Source organism: Sphingobacterium cellulitidis, from assembly GCF_043187465.1.
GTDB classification, from domain to species: domain Bacteria; phylum Bacteroidota; class Bacteroidia; order Sphingobacteriales; family Sphingobacteriaceae; genus Sphingobacterium; species Sphingobacterium cellulitidis.
The window spans coordinates 69,722-84,294 of sequence record NZ_CP171136.1 but is presented as its reverse complement, the minus strand read 5'-3'; the positions used below and the strand labels follow the sequence as shown (position 1 = coordinate 84,294).

9 protein-coding genes and 1 pseudogene are annotated in these 14,573 nt (G+C 37.8%); 3 read left to right on the top strand and 7 right to left on the bottom strand.

Annotated elements, in window-relative coordinates; all coding sequences use genetic code 11:
* The first annotated feature begins 277 nt into the window (after nt 1-277).
* Nucleotides 278-2,869 carry a TonB-dependent receptor gene (locus tag ACF3OC_RS00390; RefSeq protein ID WP_094281273.1) on the top strand — a complete coding sequence of 864 codons (2,592 nt, stop codon included), beginning with the start codon at nt 278-280 and terminating at the stop codon, nt 2,867-2,869.
* Nucleotides 2,870-2,913: 44 nt separating this feature from the next.
* On the opposite strand, the gene ACF3OC_RS00385 is transcribed toward ACF3OC_RS00390, so the two are convergent.
* The 7 genes from ACF3OC_RS00385 to ACF3OC_RS00355 form a co-directional block, all read right to left on the bottom strand.
* Nucleotides 2,914-3,360, bottom strand: a complete 447-nt coding sequence (locus ACF3OC_RS00385; RefSeq protein ID WP_144043719.1) for a hypothetical protein — start codon at nt 3,358-3,360, stop codon at nt 2,914-2,916.
* A gap of 140 nt (nt 3,361-3,500) precedes the next feature.
* The gene (locus ACF3OC_RS00380) at nt 3,501-4,895 is read right to left on the bottom strand and encodes an aldehyde dehydrogenase family protein (RefSeq protein ID WP_094281269.1); all 1,395 of its coding nucleotides are present in this window, start codon (nt 4,893-4,895) and stop codon (nt 3,501-3,503) included.
* 39 nt (nt 4,896-4,934) lie between these two features.
* Nucleotides 4,935-5,987, bottom strand: coding sequence for an SO2930 family diheme c-type cytochrome (locus ACF3OC_RS00375; protein ID WP_094281267.1), 1,053 nt, complete (start codon nt 5,985-5,987; stop codon nt 4,935-4,937).
* 2 nt (nt 5,988-5,989) lie between these two features.
* Nucleotides 5,990-7,267 (bottom strand): parallel beta-helix domain-containing protein, encoded by a 1,278-nt coding sequence (locus ACF3OC_RS00370; protein ID WP_094281265.1) that lies wholly within the window; start codon nt 7,265-7,267, stop codon nt 5,990-5,992.
* A gap of 21 nt (nt 7,268-7,288) precedes the next feature.
* Nucleotides 7,289-10,042 carry a carboxypeptidase-like regulatory domain-containing protein gene (locus ACF3OC_RS00365; protein ID WP_094281263.1) on the bottom strand — a complete coding sequence of 918 codons (2,754 nt, stop codon included), beginning with the start codon at nt 10,040-10,042 and terminating at the stop codon, nt 7,289-7,291.
* Between the two features lie 79 nt (nt 10,043-10,121).
* The gene (locus ACF3OC_RS00360; protein ID WP_094257507.1) at nt 10,122-10,721 is read right to left on the bottom strand and encodes a TetR/AcrR family transcriptional regulator; all 600 of its coding nucleotides are present in this window, start codon (nt 10,719-10,721) and stop codon (nt 10,122-10,124) included.
* A 198-nt stretch (nt 10,722-10,919) separates the two neighbouring features.
* Complete coding sequence (locus ACF3OC_RS00355) at nt 10,920-12,572, bottom strand: FAD-binding dehydrogenase (protein ID WP_094281259.1); 1,653 nt, start codon at nt 12,570-12,572, stop codon at nt 10,920-10,922.
* A gap of 189 nt (nt 12,573-12,761) precedes the next feature.
* Between ACF3OC_RS00355 and ACF3OC_RS00350 the strand changes: the two genes are divergently transcribed.
* A complete protein-coding gene (locus tag ACF3OC_RS00350; RefSeq protein WP_094281257.1) occupies nt 12,762-13,655 on the top strand; it encodes an alkaline phosphatase in 894 nt (297 codons plus the stop codon).
* A gap of 522 nt (nt 13,656-14,177) precedes the next feature.
* Nucleotides 14,178-14,489: pseudogene (locus ACF3OC_RS00345) on the top strand (two-component regulator propeller domain-containing protein); the annotation flags it as partial.
* Nucleotides 14,490-14,573 lie beyond the last annotated feature (84 nt).

The window sequence follows — 14,573 nt, the reverse complement described above, 5'->3', positions numbered from 1 at the left end:
CAATAATAATCAATAAAGTCTACTAATTTAGTAGTCTTTATTGTGAAATACTTCCTATTTTTGGTTTATAAAAAAAAAAAGACACAATGAAAAGAATCAATACCAGTATCCTTTACAACTATTGCAATTACTTCAGCTATAGCTATGATACTGAACGAATGTGTTACGAAACTATCTTCCCCAAATAGGATAAAGCGGGAATTGCAATATATTCCCGCATATCCAAATTAATTCAAGCTCCAAGAAAGGAGCATTACCATCAACCAAAAACTATCCCATGATTTTAAAGAAAACATTTCGCTTTCTAGGGCTATCTATTGCCTTATTTTTCATCATTGACCACTTAAAAGCACAAGAAAATCCGCAGGCCATTATCAATGCAACCCTAAAAGGTACTGTCCTGGACTCCATCACTAAAGAGCCAATTGCCGATGTAACATTACAATTAGAAGGTGTTACCCATCAGGTCAAAACAGACAAGAATGGTGAATTTCATTTTATTACCGGACAAAAACTGCCTTTTCAACTTATTATTTCGCGGATAGGTTATGAAAAACGAACCATTACCATCAAGGATTCTCCGTCAACCATTTTCTTAAAACCATCTTTGGAAAGATTGGACCAGATAGTAGTAAGCTCGAGACGTAGAAAGGAAGAAATCCAGGATGTCCCGATTCCTATCACGACAATAAATGCAGCTACCATAGATGATGCCGGTGCCTTCAATGTCAATCGAATCAAGGAATTGGCTCCTACAGTTCAATTATACGCGTCCAATGCGCGAAATACCACCCTCAACATTCGCGGTTTAGGTTCCACCTATGGTTTAACCAATGATGGGATTGATCCAGGTGTCGGATTTTATTTAGATGGAGTATATCTCGCAAGGCCTGCTGCCACCTGGTTAGATTTTATTGACATCGAACAAGTAGAGGTATTAAGAGGTCCACAAGGGACGCTTTTTGGAATGAATACCACTTCTGGCGCTTTTAATGTCACCTCCAAGCCTGCTGAATTTAAACCTTCAGCTAATTTTGAACTGAGCTATGGAAACTATGGGTTTATTCAAGGTAAAGCATCCTTAACAGGTCCAATATCCAATAAAATTGCTGCAAGAGTATCCTTTTCAGGGACCCAAAGGAATGGTACTCTATTTAATACCAATACGAATAGAGCCATAAATAACATGAGCAATCTGGGGCTGAGAGGACAAATCCTGTATCGAGCAAATGACAAGGTTAATATTAGCTTAGCTGCTGATAAAAGCATTCAAAAACCTGATGGATATGGCTGGGGAGTTGCTGGAGTGGTCGAAACTAAGCGGGCCGAGTACAGGCAATTCAACAATATTATTAAGGATTTAGGCTATACCCAACCCTATCAGGAAGTATTCGAGCGTAAGGTTGATTTAAATACGCAGTCCAAGGCTGATAACGAATTGGGAGGGGTATCCTTGAACGCCGAGATAAAACTTGGCTCCGGACAATTGACCTCAACGACAGCATGGCGTTATTGGAAATGGGTTCCATTAAATGATAGAGATTATATTGGACTACCGGTTTTTACAATTTCCGCAGGAAACTCCAAGCATGATCAATACTCCCAGGAATTTAGATATACAGGGAAAATTCGAGAAAACGTAGAATTGGTCGCAGGCTTATTTGGTTTATATCAAGATTTGAGAACGGATCCGGTGCATACCGAAGAAGCAGGATCATCCCTATGGCGATTTGCTCAAAACACAACAAGCGATTTATGGAAGACGGAAGGCTTGTTTGATAATTTTGGAATTAAAACCAAATATGGCATCAAAACGACAAGCTTAGCAGCATATACCCAAGTGGATTGGGCTATTACGAATCAAATCCATGTTCTTCCTGGTCTGAGGTATAACTATGATAAAAAGCAGGCCAATTACAATCGCCAGACCTATGGCGGACTGGCAACAAATGACCCTGACTTATTAGCGCTGAAAAACTCGGTTTATACCAATCAATCTTTTGACACAGAAGCCGAGGCTGGCAATTTCTCGGGACAACTTTCACTTCAATACAAATTAAACTCTAATTTCAATGCTTTTTCTACCTATAGCTTAAGCTATAAGCCGGTCGGTATTAATGTAGGTGGACTGCCAACTTCCAAAGGTGAAGTCCTCTTGGAACTAGCTCGGGTGAAACCTGAGTCAGTAAATCATAAGGAAATAGGTTTTAAAACCAGCCCAAGTAGAAATTCCATCCTAAATCTTACCCTCTTTCAAACGGATATTAAGGACTACCAGACCTTGGTGCAAACTCCTGAACCCGGTGTAAATCGTGGCTATTTAGCGAATGCAGAACAAGTAAGAGTAAGGGGAATTGAGTTTGATGGAAGTGTAAGAGTTAGGAGGTTTTTAAGGCTGAATGCTGCAGCTGCCTATACCGATGGCAAATACATCAAATTCACAAATGCACCTGTACCCCTGGAAGAAGTTGGTGGCCCAGAAGCATTCAAGGATATTTCTGGCGGTCGATTACCCGGAATTTCAAAATGGTCCTCTTCCATAGCAGCAGAATTTACCCAAAATGGAAAACTACTAGGCCTTGAAGGACAATTCTTATTGAGTACTGACCTGTTTTATAGATCAGAATTTTCATCAAGTCCATCACCTTCAAAATATTTAAACATCGATGGTTATTCCGTCTTAAATGGTCGACTAGGATTTAAATCGGATAATGGAATCAGTATTTTGATATGGAGCCGAAACCTAACCAATAAGAATTACTACGAACAACTTTTGGCAGCACCAGGAAGCTATGGTCAATATGCTGGCGTTATTGCAGACCCAAGAACATATGGAGTAACCTTGAGATATAACCTCAATAAATTTTAAAATGGATTAGGACTTAGCCGATTTAATATCAGCTGGGTCCTTTTTTATTGTCCTTTGAACTTCAGAATATAATCCCCATCAAAAGGGTCTCCCTGCATCAAGCTCTCTCCAATAATGAGTTTATAGTCTCCCTTTTTATCCAATTTATATTGAATATCCTTCCCAAAAGGACCATCAGCATTTGTATCAGGCATAATTATTTGATTGAACCGAATATTGCCTACCTTCTCACTGATTAATTCAGCATTTATCTGTTTAAAATCCTTGCTATTAAAGGAAATCGTATCCGACTCTTTGGAAATTTTATGAAGATTAATGGAATCCCATTCTGCCTTCAGATCAATAACCTTCTGCGGGATACTTTGAACGGAATCTATTTTTACAGCAGAGGAAGCTGTATCAATGCTATCATGCAGAGGAGTACGGTTTTTTGTACTGGTATTGCAGCTGAATAGGATTGAAATAATGGGAATTAAGAATAAAGCTTTCATATGAAATTTATAATTATGAAAATTCAATAACATAAGATTAAACACATAAATTATTCCAAGGTTCAAAAAAAATAAGATTGTCTCCTAAAATCTGGAGACAATCTCGCTTATCAATTACTACTATACTAACTAACAATTTATTACATCCACCTTTTCAATAGTTTAAACAACTTCTCCTTCCCCTCATAGGGCGGATAAATCATTTTTGAAAGGGCGAATGGGGTTTGTTTCATAAATGCTCGTTCATGGGAAAAAGCTTTAAAGCCATAGAACCCATGGCAATGCCCCAGTCCACTATAATTTACTCCTCCAAATGGTAGATTTGGATTGGAAACCTGGATCAAAACATCATTGATACAGACACTCCCCGAGCTACAACTTTTGGACAATAAAGCTATTGAATCTTGATTCTTGGAAAAGATGTACATGGACAATGGCTTTGGTTTGGAATTAATATAATCAATGACCTCCTTTATGCTCCCGTATGGAATAATTGGCAATACGGGTCCGAAGATTTCTTCCTCCATGATCCGGCAATCCTTGGAAACATCCGTTAACAACATCGGTGATAATGATTCCCCATCAATTTCCTTGCTTACATAATTCACTTTGGATCCTTGTTTCACCGCATCTTCAAGCAGGCCTTCAATCCTACTTTTATGTTTTTGATTTATTATCTTGGCATATCGATTTGGATCAATGTCATCCCCCACATAAAACATCCGCTTACAGGCATCCTCAAAAGCAACTATAAAGTCATTGATTTTGTCCTGCGGAATAAATAAGTAATCTGGAGCAATACAAGTCTGGCCTGCATTTATCAATTTCCCCCAAGCTATTTTATTAGCTGCATCCAGAAGATCACAACTTTCATCAATAATCACTGGTGATTTCCCCCCTAATTCAAGGGTAATACTGGATAGATGCTCAGATGCAGCCTTCATTACAACCTTTCCAACCTCAGGACTTCCAGTAAAGAATATTTTATGAAATGGCAAGGCCAATAGACCTGTCGCCAATTCCCTTTCTCCAATCAAACATGCTACTTCTTCTCTTAGGAAGGCCTCCTTAATAATTTTCTGAAGGACTTCGGAAGTCTTAGGGCTATACTCAGATGGTTTTAAGATCACAGAACATCCTGCAGCAATGGCTGAAACCAATGGACTCATACTTAATTGAAAAGGATAATTCCAGGGCGATATGATCAAGGAAGTTCCCAATGCTTCATATTGAATCCAATTTTTTGATAAGAAACTAGTTAATGTAAAAGGCTTCTTATGCTTTTTCATCCAATTGGGCAGATGTTTGATCGCATAATCTATCTCACTATAAATAAAATACACTTCAGTCAAAGCAGACTCATATGGATTCTTCCGCAAATCACTTTGCAGAGCATCAAAAATTAGTGTTTCATATTTTGAAATAACCTCTTTGAGCCGCTTTAATTTCAGGACACGGTCCTTCAAAGAACTCATACGAAGTGCTAGTTGATGTTCCATTTGAACATCAAACAATTGCTTTATTGAAGTATCCATGATCCTTTTTGTTAAATGGATATTATTAATAGTCTAATTTTATAATTGCTTAATCCAGTCTTTAATAAGTTCAACGCCTTCCCTATGGACAATTGATCTAGCAAGCTCTGGCATGGCCGTTCCAGGTTCAGCGCTATTCATCCGATAATAGAGAATAGATTGTTCTGGTACACCCGGTACAAGGTCATAATTTAAACCGCCTGCTCCCGCTCCAGCCGATACGGGGCCTTTATGATAGCCCAATCGAACCGTATCGGATTCATTGTACTCAAGAAACAATCCTGTATTAAAGGCATCTCCGCCGCGACGATGACAATGACTACAGTTGATATCCAAATAAGCCCGAGCACGTTGATTGATGTTAAAGTTTGCTTTGTCCAACCAATTAGGTAATACCTCCACTTGTTTTAAATCTGGTAAATTCTCCAAATGTCCGTTATTTGCCAACCAAGTAAGTTGATTTTCCGAATGACCTGCTCGAGTGTAATTCATATTGCGGGCTTTTGGCCCAATAGGAATCAATTTAGAATCTTTGATATGACATCTTTTACAATCATTGGTATTGGGAACCATATAATTGGTTTTGTGCATGTGTCCATGGTCATCCTTTAAACTTATCGGAAGAACTACCCCTCGAATAAATTTAACCGCATCTTTTTGCTCATCATCCCATAAATAATTCATCACTTTCCAGTTATGATCCAAGGGGTCTTTTACAAGAAGTCTTGTTTCAATATGAACCTTCTCATCCTTTTCATTTCTGTAAGCGAAGTTTTTGATAATAATGGTAGAATCAGGAAAATCCAATTCTTCATTATTCACAAACTTCATTTTGTGTCCTTCCGGCAGCACAATGAATCTATCCTTGATCGCATAATCTGAAAATAGGGCACTACTTAGATCATAGGAAATCAATTCAGGACTCGGATTCAATTCCGACAGTTTTCCAGTGAAGAAGCCATAATCAGACAGCTTCTCCTTAAACTGAAAACTCTTATCAACTTGTTGTTGTTTCTTGCTTTGATTTTGACAGCTTTGAATCAAGAAAATCAAAAGCAAGAAACAACAAGATATCTTTAGCAGGTTACTCATTATTACTTACATTCAAAAGGTTGAACATTTGTATTGGGTTTCCATTTTGTTTGGTCTTTTACATTCCCGAAATCTGCATTTACAAACATATTCTCGCCAGGCTGATCGATACAAACCTTATCAGGATTTGCTTCGGTACCTTGGGTCATGATATTGCTCGTTACACCATCATAAAGGATTGCAGGAATTCTCTTACCCTTTCTTTCGGGGTCAAGTCCATTTAATTGTTGCTCAGTCGCAATGATCAACTGCCCAACCCTATGTTCAAATGCTGGTTTCGGAAATTCTTTCCCCATTGTGATGGTATTCCCATAGATTTTTATGTTTGTAGGAATTGGAGAATACTTATCATTAATTTTTTCAGCAGCTTTTTCGTCCACGGTAAATCCGGAGGCAATTGTAACAGCAGAACTATTATTATTGGTTATCTTATTGTTATAGATCTCAACATCAGAAGTGGCTAAAATAATGACTCCACTCCCTGGAGACGCATTCCCTACTCCCCAAGAGGTTCCAAAACTTCCCGCCTTGGCAAAATTCCTGAAGTTATTATCACGGATAATATTATTATAGGCCTTAATTTTTCCACCACGTTGCGATAGGTCTGGTAGATCAAATACCAAGAAGCCAGCAGTATTGTCATAAAACTCATTATCATACACTTCTGCATCCGTAGAGTTTTCAATTTCACAGCCCGCAACATTCTTTGCCGCCTTACTGTTTCTTACAATAGCCCCATTGGTCTGCCCAACATAAATACCAGCATCTGAAGCGCCTTCGGCATAGCAATTTTCAATCAAGACATTGCTACAAAGGACAGGATAAATGCCATAACCACCGCTGGTAGAATCTGCAGTACTCCAAATCGCATGTAACTCCGCCACCACAATGTCCTTACCATTATTAATTTTTAACAGATCGCCTTTGGAGTCTCTAATCTCCATACCTTGAATCTTAAAATTCTTCACATCGGTTACCCGTATCCCTTCACCTCCTTGTTTCTGATCTTTAAAATCCAAAACGGTCTTGGTCGGACCTGCACCTCGAATCAAAATATGATTCACCTGAGCAATGCTCAAGTTTTGGAATTTATACTTCCCTTCTTTTAGAAAGATCTCGGTACTATCCTTTAAAGAAAGAAACGCTTCTTCAATTTTCTCTTCTTCCCCTGGACCAAAGGTCAATTGGGTTGCATAGCCACTTGAATTATCAGGAGTATTCTTACACCCAAACAATAGGCTAATACAAATAATTGCAGCAATTGAAATTCTTTTCATCATTATTTATTTTTTTGGTTAATCTTAAAAAATATTATAAGCATAGCTCACATAATACATTGCTCCTATTCTAGGATTGGCAATACCGGTAGAATAGTATTTATTGGTAATATTTGTTCCGCCAATCCTTATTCCTGAACGAGCTTTAAGGATCTTATAGCTTATTTGTGCATCAATAACAGCTGATGATGGCACCTCACCTTCACCTAAGCCCCCTGCAACTGCATAATGGTACCCTGGTTTATACCTCAAGGTAGTATTAAATGACCAAACTTGTTTTTTTCCAAATCCTGAATTTCCAAATTCCATGTTTACATGGTAGTTCGGTGTATTGAAATTATTGATTTGGCTATTGTTTTTGTTTTTTAAGAAATCTGAATAATAATTCACCTTAGTCATGAAGTTCTTGCCAAGATCTACACTTACCGAAGCCGCATAACCATAGGTATTTACTGTTTCGCCTCCGTTGAAGGCAATGTTATAGACCATATATTTACTTTGATCCTTAAATGCATTAGGATCATCGGTGCCTGGGCTGTTCGCAACATTAGCATAACCGATAAAGTTTTCCCAAGTTGAATAATAACCCAACACATCAAACATTACTCTTTTCGCAATTAATGCTGCATAACCTAATTCAAATGAATTTACGGTTTGCGGTTTGATATCATCGTATTCAAATTTTTTCAAAACCGATGGATCATTGCTCTGCTGAAACTCCTGAACACTCGCTAAAGTGTATGGCGGATATTCATTGAAATGATAATGTTCGTTTAACAATAGATTTGACCCTCCTGAAGAGAAACTATTATAGCCATTCATCGTATTCTGCAAGGCTTGAATATTGGAAGGGAAGCTATATGCATTCTGATAGGAGAACCTCAAGTAGTTCTGATTTGCTGTACGAAATACTGCCGATGCTCTCGATGTTAATTTAGGCTTTCCAAATAGGGTGTTTTTATCCAAGCGGAAAGAGGTATTCAGATTCAACCTTTCTTCCAGCAAGCGTTTTCCTAATGAAAGATAGCCACTGTATTCATTTACATTGATTGGTTTATCCTTATCTGGGAATAAGGTGTTTTTAGAGTCCAGGTTATAAATTCTCCAGTTAACACCCGCTATTACATCCATGAAGGTAATCAACTTTCTGAAGTTGTATTGAAACTCTGTATTATATAGCTTGGAACGATCTAAGAACAGGGTTCCGCCTTCTGAAATAGGAGTTTGAGAAATTTTCTTTTTCAACTCATTAAATTCTGGCGTACCTTCCAGCAATCGGCCTTGATCTGCAAATTGTCGTGCTGCGATATGCGCTTCTTGTTGTGAAGATCCTGTTGCTAATGCCGTAATAAAGGCTTCGGTATATTCCGGATACCAACCTCCAACATTACCATCATAACTTACTTTCCAAGCTTCATTTATTAACTGTGCAGTAGGTCCAGCAATAAGTGTATTTCCTGAATTTTCTCTTGTGGTATATGTTCTTAAGAACCAATCATCACTCTTTAATTCCAAACGATATTGACCTACTTTAAAGTCGTTAATTTGATACCTGGTATCATTTGTATAAACAATATTTCCTGTTCCGAACGTTCCGGATGCAATAGCCTCCAAATTCGGGTTGATCCGATATCTCAACTCAGCATTTACCTTAAAAACATTGGCATTATTGTCCAAATAGCGGTGTTCTGGATATCCTGTTCTGGCAACATAATTCGGGTTTGCCAGCATAGGCTCAATTAAGGGGGCCAACTCTGGATTTCCCATCATCGCCGCATACATAAATGGATTAATGTCCGTCGATGTTGCTCCCCCGTACATATTGATTCCATTATAATTTGGATCTACATCCGGACCACCGGGACCATTTTTGTTTTGCATGTTATTTGCAACCCAGTCATTGGCTTTCGAATACTGTGCATTAATTTTATAGGCCAATTTATCATTTACGGAGTTTGCATAACGGATTACCCAATCATACACCGGCGATGGAGAGATTGGATCATTATTGTTTTTATTATTAATATGGTTAACACCTTGGGTAACCAAGACGCTCAAACCTTTGTATTTGAAAGGATCTTTTCCAGTCATCACCATGGTACCATTCAAGCCCCTGGAACCATATAGTGCGGAAGATGCTCCTGAAAGAAGCTCTATATTATCAACATCCAATTGTGTAAGACCGATCACGGAACCCAAAGGAAAGTTTAATCCAGGAGCCTGGTTATCCATTCCATCCACAATCTGAGTAAAGTTCGTATTACCACTTGTATTAAAACCTCTTGTTGTTACTGAGGTAAACCCAATACTTGACACTGTTACATCGACACCTCTCAGACCTTGGACCATATCCATATAGTTGATTTGTGGTGAATTCTGTACGTCTTTGGTACTGATTTGCTCAATAGTTACGGGAGAGGATAATTTCGTCTGAACGGACCTGCTGGCAGAGATAACAATCTCTTGCGCCAGTGTAGAGGTAGGATTCAGCTCTATCTGAATGGCTTTTTGATTATTTTCTACGACTATTTCTTGTTGTTCATAGCCAATAGAAGAGATGATTAAGGTAGCTGGAAATCCTTTATTCAATCGTAATTGAAAATTTCCTTTATCATCGGTAAATGTCCCGGCACGGTCGTCCTTTACACGAATGGAAATCGCCGCGGCGGGCTCTTGGGTAATTTTGTTCTTCACATTTCCTTGTATCACCTGTTGGGACAGCGCGGTAAAAGGCGTAAGAAAGCAAATCACCAAAATCAAATAGGCAATGTTTCTCATGGTTATTTGGTTAGTTTATAATCAGTTAAAATTACAAACAAGCAGCATTTTACTCAATTGCCTCGGGGATCTGCTAGGTTTACTTTATTCCTTCAAATATTAAAGTCACGAGTGTTTTAATGTCTTTAAGGCTTTGAGTATAGTCTATATTGGTTTCTCTTTTGAGAATAGCTTGTTGCTCAACATTATGTTTCAATGCATCCGTGAAATTGATTAGAACTGAAGCCACCTCCTTGGGATCTTTCATTCTAATTTTCTTCTCTTGAATAGCTTTCTCTAATAAAGCTGTCAAGAATTCTTTCTCACGATGCATCAATGCATCATATAATTCAAAAAATCTCGGAAGAAGTTTATGTAAGGTTTCTACAGAAACCCGATTCATATTTAAAACCTGTGTGTAATAATTAAATCTGGATTCCAGATAAAACGCAACACATTCTTCGATTTCACTTTTCTCAGATGTAGCCTCTTGTAGGGTCTGAATATATTTCTCTCCCTCACGTAAGGCAACCTCTATAAAAATGTCTTCCTTCTTTTTATAATAATAGTATAACGATGTTTTATTAAGGCCCACTGCCTTAGCTATATCTTCTAAAGTGGTTTTATCCAAACCATATCGTTCAAAACAATCCATCGCGGCTTGCTCGATCCGACTCTTTACCTGTTCTCTTTTGTTCATCGCTTGATTAAAGTTAGATAATAGTTTTTCATTTTTCAAACATTTTGTTAAAATATTTGAAAAACATTGATTACGGCTGTATCCTTTAAACGAAATTCAGTTTAAAGTTTTCAAAAATGCTCAAAAATACCCTGATTATCAAGGACTAGCCTTGAGAAATAGAAATAAATATTATGCAAATAAGTTTTGGTCTGGATATTATTTCTGCTTAGAAATATATCGACCGACTGTCATTCCTGTAAAAATACATCCTCCTAAAAATGTACCTTCAAGGGAATTATAGCCATGCATTCCGCCGCCACCAAATCCTGCAGCTTCCCCAACAGCAAATAAATTAGGAATTAACTTGCCATCTTGATTGAAAGCCTGTCCATTCAGATTCGTTTCAATTCCGCCAAGGGTTTTCCGGGTAAGAATATTCAACCGCACTGCAATCAAAGGATAATGCCCCTGGTCTAGGATTTTATGTGGCTTTGCCGTACGCGCTATCTTGTCACCAAAATACCTCCTAGTATTTTGAATATAGCTGATCTGGAAGTCCTTTGTAAACTTATTGTCTAACTCTCGATCTCGACTTTCCAATATTTCCCGAATATTGTCAAAATCCAATAAATGTTCATTGCTCAACTCATTCATCCCCTGAACAAGGTCTTCCAAGGAGTTTGCAATAACAAAGTCCTTCCCATGCTCTTTGAACGCTTCCACTGGCCCTGTTGCTTTTTTTCCAAAAAGTCTTTTCACAATGAGTTTATAGTCTTTGTTTGTAAGGTCTGGATTCTGCTCCGACCCTGAAAGTGCAAATTCCTTTTTGATGATACTTTGATTCAATATAAACCAGGAATACGACTTACCGGTACTTTGTATATATTTTAAAGTTCCAAGTGTATCAAATCCAGGATAGAAAGGCGCTGGCAATCTTTTTCCAAAGGCATCCAACCAAATGGACGAAGGTCCAGGAAGTATCCGAATCCCATGATTTGGCCAGATTGGGTTCCAATTTTCAAGCCCTTCAGTATAATGCCACATCCGATCTTTATTGATCAACCTCACATTTGCAGCCTCAGCAGCCTGAAGCATTTTCCCATCAACGTAAGCCGGAACACCACAAACCATCCTTTCAGGTGGATTCCCTAAACGCGTTGGCCACTGTTTCCGAACCATTTCAATATTGGCTCCAATCCCACCACTAGCTATAATCACCCGTTCTACTGAAATTTCAAAGTTATCTATAATGTCCCTATTACTTTCTACACCGCGATCAGCATGATCCTCTTTCAGGATATTCCCATAAACCCGAATCAAATTCTCCGATTCTATGTGAATTTTATGGACTTGATGCCGAAATTTAAATTCAAGCAAACCTTCTTTTTCCATTTGAAGAGTGTGCTCAACAAAGGGCTTGATGACTCCTGGTCCGGTACCCCAGGTGATATGAAAACGAGGAACCGAATTTCCATGACCAGTTGCAAGCCCATTTCCTCGCTCTGCCCATCCTACAATCGGAAAGAAACTCAAACCTAAATCTTTGACATATTTGTATTTCTCCTCATGTGCAAATTTCAAATAGGCATCAGCCCATTGTTTCGGCCAATAATCTTCTTCTCTATCAAATGAGGCACTCCCAAACCAATCTTGTTTTGCCAATTCAAAGGAATCTTTAACCGATAATCGCCTTTGCTCCGGTGAATCTATAAAGAAAAGACCCCCAAACGACCAAAAGGCCTGTCCGCCTAGGTTGTTCCGGTTTTCCTGATCCAACATAATGACTTTTTTTCCAGTCTTGCTGATTTCATAGGCAGCTACTAAACCCGAAAGACCAGCTCCAATGATTAGTGTAGTGGATTGGTTCATAATTGATTTTTTTAAGAAAGATAGGAAAAATAAAAGTCAACCTGCTTAATCCTATTTGGATAAATTATTATTAATCAATAAGAACATCAAATACTCTTCAGCCGAAACAATTGACTTGTTGGATCAGAAGGTTTTATTTATTTTAGTAGTGATAAACATAGTTTATTACCTCTAACCGCAATAAAACCCATGAAACTTAAACTATCCTTATTCCTATTCCTTATTTTATCGACTTTGGGCTCAAGTGTTTTGGGACAAAAGAAAGCTAAACATGTTATTGTACTTGGCTTTGATGGCCTTGGCGCTTATGCAATAGAAAAGGCAGATATGCCAAATCTGAAGCATATCATGAAAGATGGATCATATAGTCTTCATGTAAGGACTGTTTTACCATCTTCGAGTGCCGTAAATTGGGCTTCCATGCTGATGGGCACAGGACCAACGATGCATGGTTATACCGATTGGGGAAGCCAAACTCCGGAAATACCTTCCGCAATCACAACTTCGAATGACCGTTTCCCGTCCATTTTTACAGCAATAAAAAAGCAGAAACCAAAAGCTAAAATTGGCTCTGTTTACAGTTGGGGCGGAATCAGCTATCTTTTGGAGAAACCCATACTGAACTACGATTTCGGAATGGAAGGGAATGAGTTAGAAACTCAAAATAAGGCGATTGAACTCATAAAAAATGAAAAACCGGAGTTTTTATTTGTTCATTTTGATCAACCTGATGGAGCCGGACATAATGCTGGCCATGATAGCCCCGGCTATTATGAAGAACTCAAAAACGTGGATAAAAGAATTGGCGAGATCCAAAACGCTATAAAAGAGGCCGGAATTGAAAATGAGACCCTCTTGATGATTGTCTCCGATCATGGTGGAATCGAAAAAGGTCATGGTGGAAAGTCATTAATGGAAATAGAGGTTCCTTGGATATTAAAAGGCCCTGGAGTCGCAAAAGGAAAGGTCATAACTGAACCCCTAATTGTTTATGATTTAGCGCCTACAGTAGCCTTCGCGCTTGGAATTAAACCTGAGGAAGTTTGGCGTGGGAAAGCCGCAAAATCATTCTTTAACAAATAAACAAAAGGCCCAGCTATTACTAGCACTGAGCCTTTCCACGAGCATTAGTAAAACTAAATTTTGTATTATAAATTATATTTAAAGACGGCAACCCGGTCTAAAATAAGGTTCCAAGAAAGAATTCTGCTTTGGGATTCAATCCATTGATCTTCTCTCCAGAATTACATGAATTAATTAAAACCCTCATTGTTAATAAACAAAATAGCTTTATGCTTAGGTTGATTATTATTTTCATCATTATTAAAAAAATGGTTCCAAGTTTTAGGTTTCTTTTCAACTACCCAAATTGAATCATTTTCTCAAAAATGCATTTGCTGATATCGGTTTTCTTTTTGCTTGAATCCGTATTTTTATAAAATTTAAACCCCTTCCTTAAAGATTAACAGGGAAGATAATATTACCCTAACTACTACTTCAATAAAATTCTCAATAATCTTTGATTATTTATTATTACAAATATTTTATTATAAAATAATATTAGTTTTATTTGTTGTAATATTTTAACCTATTCCTGTATTCACAATGTTCAAATACTATTTAAGTATTTTCATATGGTCTATTTGCTGTTTCCCTTTTTTATTATGCTCTGCACAGACAAAGCCCAGCATAAATTTCAAAAATCTAAACACCGAAGACGGCCTATCCAGCAACACCATTGAATCCATAATTCAGGATAAAAATGGCTTCATTTGGCTTGGAACAGAGAATGGCCTAAACCGATACGATGCCTATCAATTTAGAACCTATAAAAACCTATCACAGGAACCTCATAGTCTAAGTAATAATTATATTAACTCCCTATTTGTAGATAGTCAAAAACAACTTTGGATTTTAACGGCTAATGGCTTAAACCTTTATAAAGAGGAAACGGACTCATTCGAACAGCACCTTATAAAAAACACTATTGGAGACAACAAC

Coding starts and splice junctions, on each gene's coding strand:
- ACF3OC_RS00390 (WP_094281273.1), top strand. CDS start 278: ATGATTTTAAAGAAAACATTTCGCTTTCTAGGGCTATCTATTGCCTTA.
- ACF3OC_RS00385 (WP_144043719.1), bottom strand. CDS start 3,360: ATGAAAGCTTTATTCTTAATTCCCATTATTTCAATCCTATTCAGCTGC.
- ACF3OC_RS00380 (WP_094281269.1), bottom strand. CDS start 4,895: ATGGATACTTCAATAAAGCAATTGTTTGATGTTCAAATGGAACATCAA.
- ACF3OC_RS00375 (WP_094281267.1), bottom strand. CDS start 5,987: ATGAGTAACCTGCTAAAGATATCTTGTTGTTTCTTGCTTTTGATTTTC.
- ACF3OC_RS00370 (WP_094281265.1), bottom strand. CDS start 7,267: ATGATGAAAAGAATTTCAATTGCTGCAATTATTTGTATTAGCCTATTG.
- ACF3OC_RS00365 (WP_094281263.1), bottom strand. CDS start 10,042: ATGAGAAACATTGCCTATTTGATTTTGGTGATTTGCTTTCTTACGCCT.
- ACF3OC_RS00360 (WP_094257507.1), bottom strand. CDS start 10,721: ATGAACAAAAGAGAACAGGTAAAGAGTCGGATCGAGCAAGCCGCGATG.
- ACF3OC_RS00355 (WP_094281259.1), bottom strand. CDS start 12,572: ATGAACCAATCCACTACACTAATCATTGGAGCTGGTCTTTCGGGTTTA.
- ACF3OC_RS00350 (WP_094281257.1), top strand. CDS start 12,762: ATGAAACTTAAACTATCCTTATTCCTATTCCTTATTTTATCGACTTTG.